Genomic DNA, 15294 nt, shown 5'->3' on the forward strand with positions numbered 1-15294 from the left:
CAGCCCGCCCAGCAGCGGAGCGAGCGCCGATGCCGGGCGCCCGTCGACCGCTCCGGCGACGAGCTGCGCGACCAGCCAGGCGAACGCGATCGCTCCGAGCGTGCGGGCGAGCGCGAGAGCGCCGCCGAGCACGAGGAACTTGCGCGCCGCCCGGGCGTAGCGGAGCAGGCGGGGGTCGAGGGGCTTCACGTCAGAGGGGGCTTCCGGTCGCGGTCGTCACGTCAGTGGGCGTCCACCGGGATCTGCGTGCGGGTGATGCGCTTGCGGAAGATCCAGTAGGTCCAGGCCTGGTACCCCACGATCAGCGGGACGAACACCAGCGCCGTCCAGCTCATGACCGTCAGCGTATAGGGCGTGCTCGAGGCGTTCTCGATCGTGAGGCTGTTCGCCGCGTCGTTCGAGGCGGGCATGACCGCGGGGAACAGCGTCGTGAACAGCGCGAGGACCGCAAGGGCGATCGTGCCGGCGAGGAGGGCGAAGGCGCGGCCCTCCCGACCGCGGAGGTTCGCCACCCAGGCCAGGATCAGCGCCCCGGCCGCGGCGAGCGAGAGCAGCCACGAGGGTCCGGTGCCGGCCTGCAGGTTCGTCCAGGCGAGGAACACGGCCGCGACCACGATCGTGAGCAGCCCCGCCTTCGTCGCCAGCCGGCGCGCCCGCTCGCGGATCTCCCCGTCCGTCTTGAGCGAGACGAAGACCACTCCGTGCGTGAAGAACAGCAGGAGGGTCGTCAGACCGCCCAGGAGCGCGAAGGGGTTCAGCAGGTCGAGCACGGTGCCGGTGTAGTTGTGGTCGGCGTCCAGCGGCACGCCCTGCACGATGTTGGCGAAGGCGACGCCCCAGAGGAACGCCGGAAGCGCCGAGCCCACGACGATCATGCGGTCGAACCGCGTCTTCCAGGCCGCCTCCGGGCGCTGGTGGCGGTACTCGAACGAGACGCCGCGGGCGATCAGCGCGAGCAGGATCAGCAGCAGCGGCAGGTAGAACCCGCTGAAGAGCGTGGCGTACCACTCGGGGAACGCCGCGAACATCGCCGCTCCCGCCACGATGACCCAGGTCTCGTTGAGGTCCCAGACCGGGCCGATCGTGTTGATGAGGACCCGGCGGTCGGTGTCGTCGCGACCGAGGAACGGGAGCGACATGCCGACGCCGAAGTCGAAGCCGTCGAGGACGAAGTAGCCGATGAAGAACGCGGCGACGACCCAGAACCAGAGGGTGGGCAGATCCATGGTGGTGCCTCCTAGTAGACGGTGCCGACGAGCTGCGGGCGACCGCTCTCCTCGTCGATCTCGGGGGCGTCGTCGGGTCCGGCCTGGGCCGCCCGCGTGATGAGCCGGAACTCGACGACCGCGAGGGTGCCGTAGATCGCGGTGAAGGAGAGGAGCGAGATCAGCACCTCGACGCCGCTGACGCCGGGCGAGACTCCGTCGGCCGTCTTGAGCAGGCCGAAGACCAGCCAGGGCTGACGGCCCATCTCGGTGAAGACCCAGCCGACGATCATCGCGAACAGGGGCAGCGGAGCGGCCCAGATCGCGACCTTCCACATCCACTGCTTCGGCTCGCGGCCCTTGCGGGTGAACCAGAGGCCGGCGGCGGCGACGCCGATGGCCAGGACGCCGAGCGCCATCATCCAGCGGAACGACCAGTAGGTGACCCAGATGATCGGGGTGTAGTCGCCGGGGCCGTAGACCTGCTCGTACTGCGCCTGCAGGTCGTTGATGCCCTCGACCGTGCCGGTGAACGTGTGGGTCGAGAGGAACGACAGCAGGTACGGGATGCGGATCGAGAACAGCTCGCTCGAGCCGTCGGGCGTGCCCCAGGTGAAGACCGAGAACGAGGCGTCGACGCCCGTCGAGGTGCGGTAGAGCGCCTCCGCCGCCGCCATCTTCATCGGCTGGGTGTCCACCATCGCGAGACCGAGCTGGTCGCCGGTCAGGAGGGTGAGACCGCCGCTGATGATCATCATCCAGGCGCCGAACTTCAGCGCCGGGCGCATGGTCTCGAGGTGCCGGCTGCGCGAGAGGTGGTACGCGGCGACGCTGATGATGACCGCGGCCGACACCATGAAGCAGGCGAAGATCGTGTGCGGGAACGCCGCGAGAGCCACCTTGTTGGTGAGCAGCGCCCAGATGTCGGTGAGCTCGGCCCGGCCCTTCGCCTCGTTGATCCGGAAGCCGACCGGGTTCTGCATGAAGGCGTTCGCGGCGATGATGAAGTACGCCGAGAGCGTCGTGCCCAGCGAGGTCAACCAGATCGTGGCGAGGTGCAGCTTCTCGGGGAGCTTGTCCCAGCCGAAGATCCAGAGGCCGATGAAGGTCGCCTCGAGGAAGAAGGCGAGAAGCCCCTCGAATGCGAGCGGAGCGCCGAAGACGTCGCCGACGAAGCGCGAGTAGTCGCTCCAGTTCATGCCGAACTGGAACTCCTGAACGATCCCGGTGACCACGCCCATCGCGAAGTTGATCAGGAAGAGCTTCCCGAAGAACTTCGTGAGCTGCAGGTAGTGGATCTTCGAGGTCCGCACCCAGGCGGTCTGGAAGATCGCGACGGTCAGCGCCATGCCGATCGTCAGCGGCACGAAGAGGAAGTGGTAGATCGTCGTCAGGCCGAACTGCCACCTCGACAGCAGGAGCGGATCCAGGAGTTCGTTCACGGCCCCGAGCCTAGGTCCGCGTCGGGGCGCCGATGGCCTCCGATCCCAGTACTGGGGCGGATGTGCGCCCCGTCGGACCCCTCCTGCGACACCCTTTCACGGGCCGCCCCCGGCCCCCTCCGGAGGGTTCCGCGCAGAGGTTGTGTCGACGTCGAGACGGACTGTCTCGACGTCGAGGAACACCCCCGCCGGAGGACGGTCGAGAAGGACTCGGGACCGGCACGGGCGTTGCCGCGGACGTCTCGAGGCCGAGCGATCTGCGCGAGGTTCGGAAGCTGAGCATCCGGTCCACCGCCTCCCGGCTTCTTCTCAGGATGAACGGACCGCACCGGCGTGTTGAACGTCCGTTCAGCCTGCGCGACCGCGCATGACGGCGCGTGCACCGCGCGTCCGGCCTCGCCCCGTACGATCGATCCATGCCGAGCAAGGGGAGCTACGCCAAGGGTGTCGCCAAGCGCGAGGAGATCCTCCAGACCGCGCTCGAGGTGTTCTCGCGCCAGGGGTACCGCAAGGCCTCCCTGCGCGAGATCTCGGAGGCGGTCGGACTGACGCAGGCGGGCCTGCTGCACTACTTCGATTCGAAGGAGGAGCTCTTCGCCGAGGTCCTCCGCAAGCGCGACGACCTCGACCGGACGGCCTACGACCTCGACCGGACGGGCGACGCCGCGATCGAGGAGCTCGTTCGCCTCATCCGGCACAACAGCGACGTGCCCGGTCTCGTGCACCTCTACGCCACGCTGTCCGCCGACGGGACCGACCGCTCGCACCCCGCCCACCCGTTCTTCGTCGAGCGCTACGCCATGGTCATCGAGCTCCTGGCGTCGCGGGTCCGCGAGGACCAGCGCGAGGGGCTCATCGCGGCGGACGTCGATCCCGAGATCGCCGCGCGCATGATCACGGCCCTCTCCGACGGCCTGCAGATCCAGTGGCTCCTCGACGACGAGGTCGACATGGGCTCGATCGTCGAGACCTTCTGGGCGCTGCTCAAGCGCGTGCGCTGACACGACGGCTCCGACGTGAACGACGCCCTCACCGCGATCCTGGACTTCGTCGTCTCCGTGCCGCCCGTCTGGCGCACCCTGCTCGCCGGGCTCGCGATCTTCCTCGAGACGACGATCCTCGCCGGACTGATCGTGCCGGGCGACACGGTCGTGATCGTCACCGCGACGGGTGTCACCACTCCCCTGCAGTTCTTCGCCCTCGCCCTCACGGTGATCGTGGGAGCGCTCGGCGGCGAGTCCGTCGGATTCGCGCTGGGCCGCTTCTTCGGGCCGCGGATCCGCGGCTCCCGCCTCGGGCGCCGGCTCGGCGAGAAGAACTGGCTCCGCGCCGAGCGCTACCTCGCGCGCCGCGGGGGCATCGCCGTCTTCCTCTCGCGCTTCCTCCCGGTGCTCCACTCGCTCATCCCCCTCACGGTCGGGATGAGCGGGATGGGCTACCGCACGTTCATGGCGTGGACGACGCCCGCGTGCGTCATCTGGTCCTTCGCCTACGTCGGAGTCGGCACGGCGGTCGCGGGCGGCTACCGGGAGCTCTCGGACACCCTGCACTGGGCCGGGTACCTCTTCGTCGGGGCCATCGTGCTGTTCGTCCTGCTCGTGCTCGGCGGCAAGAAGCTGCTCTCACGAGCAGAGGCGCGTCACCTCGACGAGTGACGCGCCCCTGCGCGGTGCGGTCGGCCGGAGCCGACCCGGTCAGCCGATCAGGCCGGCCGAGGTGAGCCACTCGGTCGCGATGGCCGCGGCCGACTTCTGCTCGTTGACGCTCTCGGAGTTGAGCGAGACGAGGTCCTCGGCGCTCAGCTCGGCGCTGACCGCGTTCAGCACGTCGGCGGCCTCCTCGTCGACCTTCTCGGAGACGATCGGCACCACGTTGTCCGCGACGAACAGGCCGTCGGGGTCCTCGAGGGGCAGCAGCGAGTTCGACTCGATGTTGGGGTCGGCGGTGTAGATGTTCGCCAGCTGGATCTGGTTGCCGGTCAGCGCGTCGACGGTCGTCGATCCGCCGCTGTCCTCGATCGCCTGGAACGTGGTCGCCACGCCGTACTTCTCCTGCAGCGCGTCCGGCCCGTAGGGGCGGGTCTGCAGCTCGGAGTTGCCGCCCAGCACGATCGGGTCGGTGACCTTCGAGAGCGAGGCGATGTCGGTGAGGCCCCACTGGTCGGCGAAGGCCTGGGTGACCGTGTACGAGTTCTGGTCGCTGGCGTCCGCCGCGTCCAGGGCGCGCAGGCCCTCGGGCAGCGCCTCGGTCAGCGCCGAGTACACGTCGTCGGCGGAGGTCGCGGTCGTGTCGGGCTCGAGAGCCTGGAGGAGGCTTCCGCCGTACTCGGGGAAGACGTCGATCGAGCCGCTCTCGATCTCGGGGAGGTAGATCTCGCGCTGTCCGATGCGGAAGTCGCGCTGCACGGTGAACCCGCCGTCTTCCAGCGCCTGCGCGTAGATCTCGGCGACGATCTCGTTCGAGTAGTAGTCCTGCGAGCCGACGACGATCGTGTCGCCGCCCTCGGCGGCACCCGATCCCTCGTCCAGCGGATCGCTCGAGGAACACCCTGCCAGTGCCACGACGGCACCGACCGCGAGTGCGCCCAGCGCGACACGGCCCTTCGTGAAGTGTGCTGTGAACATTGCTATTTCCTCTCTTCGGTGGGGATCCCCACCACCGCGCGTCGTCGGGGCGACGAGGCGCGGATGTTCGAACGGCCGGCGGCGCTGCCGGCGAGACCGAGGACCACTCCGCGCGGGACGGCGACCCGCTGGAGGACGGCGTAGACCACCTCGCTGATCAGAGTGAGCACGATGACGATGATCGACCCGGCGAGCATCTGCGGGTAGTCCCCCGCCTTCACGCCCTGGAAGATGTAGCGGCCGAGCCCTCCGGCGCCGATGAAGTCGGCGAGCGTGGCGGTCGCGATGATCTGCAGCGTCGCCGAGCGGAGCCCGCCCATCAGCAGCGGGAGCCCGAGCGGGATCTCGACCCTGGTGAGGATCTGCCACTCCGTCATGCCGACCGAGCGGGCGGCGTCGACGGTGCGACGGTCGACTGCCTCGAGACCGGAGTAGGCACCGGCGAGGATCGACGGGACGGCGAGGATCACCAGGGCGATGAGCGGTGCGCCCAGACCCAGGCCCAGGCTCATGGCGGCGAGCACCAGCACGCCGAGCGTCGGGAGCGCGCGCAGACCACCGGCGACGGGGACGGCGATCCCCTTGCCCTTGCCGGTGTGCCCGATCGCGTAGCCGATCGGGATCGCGATCGCCGCGGCGATCACGAGGACGAGGAGGCTGATGCCCAGGTGCTGGGCGACCCGGGTGGGGATGCCGTAGATCCCGGTCCAGTGCTCCGCGTCGCCGATCCAGGCGAACGCCTCGAGGATGAGGTTCACGTCGTGACCGCCTTCCGGGGCGCGGAGGCTCGGCGGTCGGAGCGGACGCGGTCCGCCGCGGTCCACGGCATCACCAGGCGTCCGAGCAGGACCAGCAGGCCGTCCAGGGCGAGGGCCAGCGCGATCGTGAGCACGATGCCGGTGACGATCTCGCCGGTGATCCCGCGCTGGAACCCGTCGGTGAAGAGCAGGCCGAGGCTCTGGATGCCGAGCACGGCGCCGACCGTCACCAGGCTGACCGTGCTCACGGTGACCACCCGGAGGCCCGAGAGCAGGACCGGGCCGGCGAGGGGGAACTCGACCTTCCAGAAGCGCGCCCAGTCGGAGTAGCCCATCGCCGTGGCCGACTGGATCACGTCGTCCGACACCGCCGAGAGCGCATCGGCGGTCGTGCGGACCATGAGCGCGATGCCGTAGAGCGTGAGGCCGATGACCACGTTGGCCGTCGAGCGCAGGGGGATGCCGAGCACGGCCGGGAGCAGGATGAACATCGCCAGCGACGGGATCGCGTAGAGCACCCCGAGCGCGGTGAGCAGAGTGCCGCGACTCCAGCGGTACCGGTTGGCGAACCAGCCGAACGGCACCGAGAGCACGAACGAGAGGAGTATCGGCGGCACCGAGAGAGCGAGGTGCGCGAGCAGGTTCGCGACGATCGAGTCGACGTTGTTGACGACCCAGTTCACGAATCGACGCCGTCCCGGCCGCGCAGCACTCCCGTAGGGCGCCCGTCGCCGTCGATCACCAGGCGCACTCCGTCCCGCTCCTGGATGCTGAGCGTGCGCTTGCCGCGGTCGGCGCCGATGAAACCGGCGACGAAGTCGCTGGCGGGCGCCGCGAGGATCTCGGCGGGCGAGCCCTTCTGGGCGATGCGGCCGCCCTTCTCGAGGATCACGACCTGGTCGCCGAGCAGGAAGGCCTCGTCGATGTCGTGGGTGACGAATACCACGGTCTTGTCGAGCTCGCGCTGGAGCCGCAGGGTCTCACGCTGCAGATCGGCGCGCACCAGCGGGTCGACGGCGCCGAAGGGCTCGTCCATCAACAGGATGTTGGGGTCGACGGCCAGGCCGCGCGCCACTCCCACGCGCTGCTGCTGCCCGCCCGAGAGCTGGCTGGGGTACCGGGTGGCGAGGGAGCGGTCGAGTCCGACCGTGTCCATGAGCTCGAGCGCGCGCTCGTGAGCGGCCTTCTTGGCGACGCCGTTCAGCCGCGGCACCGTGGCGATGTTGTCCACGACCCGGCGGTGCGGCAGCAGGCCGGAGTTCTGCATGACGTAGCCGATGCGGCGGCGCAGCGCCACGGCCGGGAGCGTCGAGATGTCCTCGCCGTCGATCTCGATCGTGCCGCCCGTGGGCTCGATCATGCGGTTGATCATCCGCAGGATGGTCGTCTTGCCGCAGCCGGAGGAGCCGACGAAGACGGTGGTGCGCCGCGACGGCAGCACCAGCGAGAAGTCGTCGACGGCACGGGTGCCGTCCGGGTACCGCTTGCTCACTCCGCGGAATTCGATCACGCCTGTGCCTGCTCTCGCTCCGCCGTTCCGGGCCTGTCCCGGGTCGGGAACCTCGGGAACCCGGCTGTCAGCAAAACATCATTCGGAGACTCCCGCCAACCGGATGGCGGAGTGTTGCGGGAGTCGCCGGGAAGAGCTAGGGCCTGTTGAACAAGAGATCGCCGTCGCGAGCACGGCCTGGTCGTGCGAGCTGCAAGGAGGAAGCCGAAGGTCGATGCGGGCATCGACCGAGGATTCCGACGCCGCAGATCGTGCGATCAGGCCGAGCGGAGCACGCGAGATCGTGTTCAACAGGTCCTAGGGGGCGACCGCATCGAAGCGCAGGAGCACCTTGCCGGAGCGCGACGCGTCCCGGGCGACGTCGAACGCCTCCGCCGTGTCCTCCACCGCGAACTCGTGGGTGACCACGGGATCGACGACGAGCGATCCGTCGGCGAGGGCGGCGATGACCTCGTCGATCTCGTCCGCGAAGCGGAAGGAGCCGACGAGCTCGAGCTCGCGGGTGATCGCGAGGGAGACCAGCACGGGCTGCTCGCCGGTCGGCAGCAGCCCGACCATGACGACCCTGCCGCCCCGGGTCGCTCCGCGGACGGCCGACATCAGGCCGCGGGCGCTGCCGGACGACTCCAGGACCACGTCGGCGTCCACGGCCGCGACCGCGTCCGCGTCGGTCGCGAGGAGGGTGCGGTCCGCGCCGACCGCCCGCGAGATCGCGAGGGGCAGCTCGTGCATGTCCACCGCGACGATCTCCCCCGCGCCGTGGTGGCGGAGCACGGCGACGATCAGGGCGCCGATCGGACCGGAGCCGATCACGAGGATCCGCTTGCCTCGGACGTCACCGGCGCGGCCGACCGCGTGCCAGGCCACGCTCGCGGGCTCGACCAGCGCCGCCTCCCGGAGGCCGAGTCCGTCGGGCAGGACGCGGAGCATCCGCGTCGGCAGGGCCACGCGACGCGCGAACGCGCCCGCCGTGTGCGGGACGCGGGCGGCGCTGCCGAGGTACGTGGCTCCGGGCGCGATGTTCGGGCGGTCCTCCGGCCAGCGGGTACCCGCCGCGTCGGGACCCGGTGTCGCCGGGTGCACCGCCACCGTCGCGCCGACCGCGGGACCGCTGCCGTCCGCGGCGGCCTCGATCACCGTGCCCACCACCTCGTGTCCGAGCACCATCGGCTCGCGGAGGACGGACTCCCCCGCCGCTCCGTGGGTCCAGTAGTGCAGGTCGGAGCCGCAGACTCCGCCGAAGGCGATCGCCACCACGGCGTCCGAGGGCGACGGGTCCGGCTCGGGCAGGGTGTCGACGCGGAGGTCGTCCCGGCCGTGCGCGACGACGGCGAGATTGGGGGTGCTGATGGTCATGGGTGCCTCCTGGGATCGGTGGACGAGCGGGCGGGCGTCAGACCACGACGGTCATGCCGCCGTCGACGAAGATCACCTGGCCGTTGACGAAGTCGGACCCGCTGGAGGCGAGCCAGACCGCCGGTCCGACGAGGTCCGCCGTGGTCCCCCAGCGGTGAGCCGGGGTGCGACCGAGGATCCAGCCGTTGAACGCCTCGTCGTCGACGAGCTTCTGGGTCATCTCGGTGTGGATGTAGCCGGGTGCGAGCGCGTTGATCTGCAGACCGTGCGCCGCCCACTCCGCGGTCATCGCCCGGGTGAGATTGCGCAGCCCGCCCTTGGCCGCCGTGTACGCCGCGATCGTCGGCCGGGCGAGGTCGGTCTGCACGGAGGCGATGTTCACGATCTTGCCGCGACCGCGCTCGATCATCCCGCGGGCGACCTCGCGTCCGACGAGGAAGGCCGACGTCAGGTCCGTCCGGATCACGCGGTCCCAGTCCTCGACGGCGAGCTCGAGCATCGGCACCCGGTGCTGGACGCCCGCGTTGTTCACGAGCACGTCGAGCGGCCCGATCTCCGACTCGATCCTTCGGACGCCCTCGACGACGGCGTCGGCGTCGGTCACGTCGAACGGCACCGCGTGGACCGAGCCCGCTCCGAGCAGTCCGGCCAGCTCGGAGCGGGTGCGCTCGAGCGCCTCGGCGTCGCGGCCGTGGAGGACGACTGCGGCGCCCGCCTGGACGAGGCCGATCGCCAGTGCTCGGCCGATCCCCCGGCTGGAGCCGGTGACGAGGACGAGGCGCCCGTGGAGATCGAAGGGGGAGGTCATGGCTGCCTTTCGAGAGGGTGGGAGTGGCGGCGGCCGCGGATCCGCTCCGCGCCGCCGCTGGGATCAGACCAGGGAGGCGACGAGGAAGAGCGCGAGGGCGAGCACGAAGCCGAGCACTCCGATCAGCGCCTGCCCGACCGTCCAGGTCTTCAGAGTGGTCGGCGTGTCCATGCCGAAGAAGCGGCTGACCAGCCAGAAGCCGGAGTCGTTCACGTGCCCGGCGAACACGGAGCCGGCGGCGAGGGCCAGCACGATCGCCGTGAGCTCGACGGGGTTGAGGCTCGCGTCCGCGGCGACCACCGGCTGCAGGAGCGCGGCCGCCGTCGTGAGCGCCACCGTCGCGGAGCCCTGAGCGACTCGGACGATGGCCGCGATGACCCAGCCTGCGACGATGATCGGCAGACCGACCGCGTCCAGCGACTCGGCCAGGGCGTTGCCGATGCCGCTGGCGCGCAGCACACCGCCGAACATGCCGCCCGCACCGGTGATCAGGATGATCGAGCAGACCGGGCCCAGCGCGCTGTCGACGATCGACTCGACCAGGGTCCCGGGCTTGCCGCGACGCCAGCCCAGGAGCGCCATGGCGGCGAAGACGGTGATGAGCAGCGCGATCGGGGTCTCCCCGAGCATCCGGAGGATCTGCACCACCGGGCTGTCGAGCGAGACCACCTCGGCCGTGGCGAGGGCGTTCAGGCCGGTGTTCATGAAGATGAGGACCAGCGGGAGCACGAGCAGGAGGATGATCGTGCCGAGCTTGGGTGCCGACTGGAACCGGTCCGCGTCGTCGTCCCCGCCCGAGCGGCCGGCCAGGATGTCGGGGACGGCGATGTCGTACTTGCGGCCGACGTAGCGGCCGAAGAGGTGGCCCACCACGTACCAGCACGGGATCGCGACGACGAGGCCGAACAGCAGGACCAGTCCGACATCGGCTCCGAGGAGGCCCGTCGCCGCGACGGGGCCGGGGTGCGGCGGCACGAAGATGTGCATGACCGAGAAGGCCGTCGCCGCGGGGAAGGCGTAGAGCAGGAGGGAGCCGCCGAGCCGTCGCGCCACCGCGAAGATGATCGGCAGCATGACGACCAGACCGGCGTCGAAGAAGATCGGGAAGCCCATCATGAGCGAGGCCATCGCGAGGGCCAGCGGTGCGCGCTTCTCGCCGAAGCGGTCGATCAGCGCCTCGGTCAGCACCTTCGCCCCGCCGCTGGTCTCGAGCATGCGTCCGAGCATCGCGCCCAGTCCGACCAGCAGGGCGACCGTGCCGAGCGTGCTGCCGAATCCGCCCGTGAGGACCGAGACGAGCGAGCCCGCCGGGATCCCGGTGGCGACGGCGGTCAGGAAGCTCACGACGATCAACGCGAGGAACGCGTGGATCCGGAAGCGGATGATCAGCAGGAGCAGCAGCGCGATCGCTGCGGCTGCGATGCCGAGGAGCGCCGCGGTCGGCAGCTCCCAGGTCAACTCGAGTTCGGGCATCGTCGTCCTCTCGGGGTCGGTGGCGCTCGCTCGTCCCGGCCGGTCACCGCGACGTGAGCTCGTTGAAACCATACTTCAACAGAGGCGCCGAGCGCCAGAGGTCCCCCGGAGCCGTCAACCCGCGTCATCGGGCTCGACGAGCCCCACGACCTCCGACAGCGTCTTCTCGGCGAGCGCGGCCATCGCCCGGGCGGCGTCCGACCGGCTCCCCCGGGAGACCGCGTCCGCGACCGCCCGGTGCAGCGCGAGGGACTCGCCGTCCGGTCCCGACGGCGTGGCCTCGTGCAGCGTGTGGCCGCGGAGGACCTCGGCGACGACGTCCGAGAGCCGGGCGAACATCTCGTTGCGGCTCATCCGGAGCACCAGCCGATGGAACCGCACGTCGTCGCGGAGGAAGCCGTCGATGTCGCCGCGCTCGGCGCACGACGCCAGCGACGCCGCCAGCGCGGTCAACTCGTCCACCTCGGCCCGCTCGGCGTGGAGCGCCGCGAGCCCGGCCGCCACCGGCTCCACCGCCGTCCGCAGCTCTGTCAGCGACCGGAGCTGGCGCAGCGCCCCGGAGCCGGCCAGCCGCCAGTGGATCACCGCCGGGTCGAGGACGTTCCAGGACGGCATCGGCAGCACCCGGACCCCGATGCGCTTGACCGTCTCGACGAGCCCGAGCGACTGGAGTACCCTGACCGCCTCGCGCGCGACGGGGCGCGACACCGACTGCTCGACGGCGATGCTCTCGAGGAGCATGACGTGACCGGCGGGGAGGCGGCCGGACACGATCGCACCGCCCAGGGCGTCGAGGACGCGCTGATGGAGGACGCCGAGCACCGGGTCAGCCTAGCGAGAGCGGGCCGTTCCTCACTCCCCGACGGGGCCGTAGTGCATCGAGAGGTAGTTGCGCAGCAGCGCCCGGCTCTCGTCGATGAAGCGCTGGTCGCCGTTCGGATCGATCAGGAACGCCCGCGTGAGCAGCGAGTCGGCGACCTCGACGACGACCTCCAGGCGGAAGGACAGCTGCGCGCCCCCCGGCAGTCCGTACTCGGACGACAGGATCTCGGCGAACCGGCGGGCGAAGAAGCCGGCCTCGAACGCCTCGCCGGCGACCTCGGGGGCGTGGACCGTGTCGACGAACCGGATCGAGCGGAAGCCCGCCTCGGTGCGGTGCATGTCGCAGAACGCGTCGACCGCGCAGTCGACGGCACCCCACCACGTCTCGGGCTTCGTGTCCCGGATCTCGGAGATGACCTTCTTGCGGAAGCGCTCGAGCGCCCGCTCGCGCAGGGCCTGGAGCACGGCGATCCGGTCGGGGAAGTAGCGGTACACGGTGCCGATCGCGGCACCCGCGCGCTCGGCGACCATGGCGGTGGTGAGGCGGTCGAATCCGACCTCGTCGACGACGGCCGCCGCGGCGTCCAGCAGCGAGGCGAGTCGTGCGGCGCTGCGCACCTGCACGGGCTCGTTGCGGACCTGGGGGGATTCGCCGAAGGGTCGATCCACGAGATTTCCTAGAGGCACGGCGGGCTCCTTCGCTGACGGTTCTTACAATCGTACGCACGCGCACACGCCGTCCGCGTCACTTCGCCGAATGTCCCTCGTGTTCCTCGCCCCCCGATGGGCGACGGCCGCAGGACGAACCGCCCTCATCAGGAGGACCCCATGTGCGGACGCTTCGTCCTCTCGCAGACCACGGCCGACCTCGTCGCCCTCTTCGACATCGACGACGTCGGCGCGGATCTGCCCGAGCCGTCCTGGAACATCGCGCCGACGCAGCGCGTGCCGATCGTCGCCGAGTCGATGAAGGGAGTCGAGGAGGGCAGCCCGCCCCGCCGCCGTCTCGCGGGCGCCCGCTGGGGCCTCGTGCCCCGCTCCGCCGCCGACCCCTCGGCCGGTGCGCCGCTGTTCAACGCGCGGATCGAGACCGTCGCCGAGAAGCCCTCGTTCCGCGAGTCCTACGCCGCCCGCCGCGCGATCCTGCCCGCCTCCGGCTGGTACGAGTGGCGCACGGGCGCGGACGGCGCGAAGTCGCCCGTCTTCGTCTCGCCGGGCGGGGACTCCGTCGTGCTGTTCGCGGGCCTGTACGAGTGGTGGCGGTCCGCGGAGGCGGGCGCGCCCTGGCTGCTCTCGGCGACGATCCTCACCCGCCCGTCGGCCGGCGTCCTCACGGACGTGCACGAGCGGATGCCGGTGCTCCTGCAGCCCGAGCTGATCGAGGACTGGCTCGACCCGCTCGCCGAGCCGGACGGCTCGCTCCTGCGCGCGGCGTCGGACGGTGCCGCGGATCTCGCCGAGGAGCTCGAGGTGCAGCGGGTCGGCGACGCGGTCGGCTCGGTCTCGAGCAGCGGGCCGGAGCTGATCCGGCCTGTCTGAGGGCTCTGCGGTGCGGGGCGCCGTCTGCCACACTGGGCGGATGCCGCTGACGCCCGCAAGCAAGCCCATGAGCGCCGGAGCGGCCGAGGTCATGCACCGCGCCGCACGACTCGAGGACGCCGTCCACCGGTTCCGGATGCGGCGGGGGAAGCGCCGGGGCTACGTCGCCCGGGTGATCCCGTACACCGGCTACGGCTCCACGGGCCAGCTCCGGGTCCTGGCGCGCGTGCTCTACACCCGCCCCACGCCTCCCGGCGCCGCGGAGGAGTCGCCCGTCGAGGGCGTGCGCGGCTGGCGCAGCTTCACGAGCGTGTTCGTGAGCGGAGCGGTGGTCTCGGTCGAGGTGGACGGGCAGCGGCACGACATCGTCGCCGACCGCGGCGGGGTCGTCGACTCCGACATCCCGATCACGCTCGAGCCGGGCTGGCACACGATCACCTTCACCACGGACGACGCCGCACCGGTCGAGGCCCCGGTCTTCATCGTGGACCCCGAGGCCCGGATCGGCATGGTGTCCGACATCGACGACACGGTCATGGTGACGGCGCTCCCCCGGCCCTTCATCGCCGCGTGGAACACCTTCGTGCTGAACGAGCACGCGCGGATGCCCACTCCCGGCATGGCGGTCTTCCTCGACCGCTTCGCCCGTCGGAACGAGGGATCCCCCGTCATCTACCTCTCGACCGGCGCCTGGAACGTCGCCCCCGCGCTCACGCGCTTCCTCTCGCGCCACCTGTACCCCTCCGGCGCCCTGCTGCTCACCGACTGGGGCCCCACGCACGACCGCTGGTTCCGCAGCGGCAAGCAGCACAAGGAGCAGAACCTGCGCCGCCTGGTCGCCGAGTTCCCCGACATGCGCTGGCTCCTCGTCGGCGACGACGGGCAGCACGACGAGGAGATCTACTCGGACTTCGCCCGCGAGCACCCCGACAGGGTCGCCGCGATCGCCATCCGGCAGCTCTCGACCGGAGAGGCGGTGCTGGCGGGGGGCCGCTCGAAGGCCGCCGACCGCTCCCAGACCAGCGGGACGCCGTGGGTCTACGCGCCCGACGGCGCGGGCATCTCGGAGCAGCTCACGGAGCTCGGCCTGCTCTAGACGCTGCGGGTAACGCGAGAGGCCGCCGTCCCCGAGGGGGCGGCGGCCTCTGCCGTTCTCAGACGATCACGCCTGGTGAGCGGCCTGCAGGTCGAGCGTGATGGTGACCTTCTCGCCGATGAGGACGCCGCCGGTCTCGAGCGCGGCGTTGTAGGTGAGACCGAAGTCGGTGCGGTCGATGGTGGTCTTCGCGGTCAGACCGGCCTTGTAGTTGCCGTACGGGTCGGTGCCGAAGCCGCCGAACTCGACCTCGAAGGTGACGGGCTTGGTGACGCCCTTGATGGTGAGGTTCCCGTCGACGAGGAAGTCGTCGCCGTTCGCGCGCACGCCGGTCGACGCGAAGTGGATCTCGGGGTACGTCTCGGCCTCGAAGAAGTCGCCGGTGCGGAGGTGGCCGTCGCGGTTGGGCTCGTTGGTGTTGATGGAGGCGACCTCGGCGGTGGCCTCGACGGTGGAGTCGAGCGGGTTCTCACCGGTGGTGAACGTCGCGGTGAAGCGCTCGAACTTGCCCTTGACCTTGCTGATCATCAGGTGGCGGACGCTGAAGGCGACCTCGCTGTGGGTGGGGTCGATGACCCAGGAGCCGGCCTTGTAACCGGGGATGGAAAGCGTGTCGGTCATGATTACTCCTCGAGAGAACGGTCGTCGCGGGGAGCACCTC

At 70.7% G+C, this 15294-nt stretch carries 16 protein-coding genes and 1 pseudogene; 4 read left to right on the forward strand and 13 right to left on the reverse strand.

Annotated features, from left to right (window positions below):
* From NB037_RS06045 to NB037_RS06055, 3 genes and pseudogenes are all read right to left on the reverse strand, one after another.
* Positions 1–189: pseudogene (locus NB037_RS06045) on the reverse strand (thiol reductant ABC exporter subunit CydD); the annotation flags it as partial.
* A 32-nt stretch (positions 190–221) separates the two neighbouring features.
* On the reverse strand, positions 222–1226 hold the full coding sequence (cydB, locus tag NB037_RS06050; protein WP_251944394.1) for a cytochrome d ubiquinol oxidase subunit II: 1005 nt from the start codon (positions 1224–1226) through the stop codon (positions 222–224).
* A gap of 11 nt (positions 1227–1237) precedes the next feature.
* Positions 1238–2647: a cytochrome ubiquinol oxidase subunit I gene (locus tag NB037_RS06055; protein ID WP_251944395.1), complete on the reverse strand. Its 1410-nt coding sequence runs from the start codon at positions 2645–2647 to the stop codon at positions 1238–1240.
* 416 nt (positions 2648–3063) lie between these two features.
* On the opposite strand from NB037_RS06055, the gene NB037_RS06060 reads away from it, so the two are divergent.
* Together NB037_RS06060 and NB037_RS06065 are read left to right on the forward strand one after the other, a co-directional pair.
* Positions 3064–3648 (forward strand): TetR family transcriptional regulator, encoded by a 585-nt coding sequence (locus NB037_RS06060; RefSeq protein WP_251944396.1) that lies wholly within the window; start codon positions 3064–3066, stop codon positions 3646–3648.
* Positions 3649–3663: 15 nt separating this feature from the next.
* Complete coding sequence (locus NB037_RS06065) at positions 3664–4302, forward strand: DedA family protein (RefSeq protein WP_251944397.1); 639 nt, start codon at positions 3664–3666, stop codon at positions 4300–4302.
* Positions 4303–4341: 39 nt separating this feature from the next.
* Here the strand turns inward: NB037_RS06065 and NB037_RS06070 are convergent, their stop codons facing one another.
* From NB037_RS06070 to NB037_RS06110, 9 genes are all read right to left on the reverse strand, one after another.
* The gene (locus tag NB037_RS06070; RefSeq protein ID WP_251944398.1) at positions 4342–5271 is read right to left on the reverse strand and encodes an ABC transporter substrate-binding protein; all 930 of its coding nucleotides are present in this window, start codon (positions 5269–5271) and stop codon (positions 4342–4344) included.
* Positions 5272–5273: 2 nt separating this feature from the next.
* Positions 5274–6029, reverse strand: a complete 756-nt coding sequence (locus NB037_RS06075) for an ABC transporter permease (protein ID WP_251944399.1) — start codon at positions 6027–6029, stop codon at positions 5274–5276.
* Positions 6026–6712, reverse strand: coding sequence for an ABC transporter permease (locus tag NB037_RS06080; RefSeq protein WP_251944400.1), 687 nt, complete (start codon positions 6710–6712; stop codon positions 6026–6028). Before NB037_RS06080 ends, NB037_RS06075 begins: the two co-directional genes overlap by 4 nt.
* Entirely contained in the window at positions 6709–7539 is an 831-nt protein-coding gene (locus tag NB037_RS06085; protein ID WP_251944402.1) for an ABC transporter ATP-binding protein, read from the reverse strand. Before NB037_RS06085 ends, NB037_RS06080 begins: the two co-directional genes overlap by 4 nt.
* Positions 7540–7836: 297 nt before the next feature.
* A complete protein-coding gene (locus NB037_RS06090) occupies positions 7837–8895 on the reverse strand; it encodes an L-idonate 5-dehydrogenase (protein ID WP_251944403.1) in 1059 nt (352 codons plus the stop codon).
* Between the two features lie 37 nt (positions 8896–8932).
* Complete coding sequence (locus tag NB037_RS06095; RefSeq protein ID WP_251944404.1) at positions 8933–9703, reverse strand: SDR family NAD(P)-dependent oxidoreductase; 771 nt, start codon at positions 9701–9703, stop codon at positions 8933–8935.
* Positions 9704–9766: 63 nt separating this feature from the next.
* Complete coding sequence (locus NB037_RS06100) at positions 9767–11176, reverse strand: GntP family permease (protein WP_251944405.1); 1410 nt, start codon at positions 11174–11176, stop codon at positions 9767–9769.
* Between the two features lie 114 nt (positions 11177–11290).
* On the reverse strand, positions 11291–11998 hold the full coding sequence (locus NB037_RS06105; RefSeq protein ID WP_251944406.1) for a FadR/GntR family transcriptional regulator: 708 nt from the start codon (positions 11996–11998) through the stop codon (positions 11291–11293).
* A gap of 30 nt (positions 11999–12028) precedes the next feature.
* Positions 12029–12667, reverse strand: a complete 639-nt coding sequence (locus NB037_RS06110) for a TetR family transcriptional regulator (RefSeq protein WP_251944407.1) — start codon at positions 12665–12667, stop codon at positions 12029–12031.
* 159 nt (positions 12668–12826) lie between these two features.
* Here NB037_RS06110 and NB037_RS06115 point away from each other — a divergent pair, with 159 nt between their 5' ends.
* Positions 12827–13537 carry an SOS response-associated peptidase gene (locus tag NB037_RS06115; RefSeq protein ID WP_251944408.1) on the forward strand — a complete coding sequence of 237 codons (711 nt, stop codon included), beginning with the start codon at positions 12827–12829 and terminating at the stop codon, positions 13535–13537.
* A 40-nt stretch (positions 13538–13577) separates the two neighbouring features.
* A complete protein-coding gene (locus NB037_RS06120; protein WP_251944409.1) occupies positions 13578–14633 on the forward strand; it encodes an App1 family protein phosphatidate phosphatase in 1056 nt (351 codons plus the stop codon).
* A 66-nt stretch (positions 14634–14699) separates the two neighbouring features.
* Here NB037_RS06120 and NB037_RS06125 read toward each other — a convergent pair whose 3' ends face one another.
* On the reverse strand, positions 14700–15254 hold the full coding sequence (locus NB037_RS06125) for a YceI family protein (protein ID WP_055792972.1): 555 nt from the start codon (positions 15252–15254) through the stop codon (positions 14700–14702).
* Positions 15255–15294: the final 40 nt, after the last annotated feature.

The sequence above is a fragment of the Rathayibacter rubneri genome, assembly GCF_023743255.1.
In the GTDB taxonomy this organism is placed as follows: domain Bacteria; phylum Actinomycetota; class Actinomycetes; order Actinomycetales; family Microbacteriaceae; genus Rathayibacter; species Rathayibacter rubneri.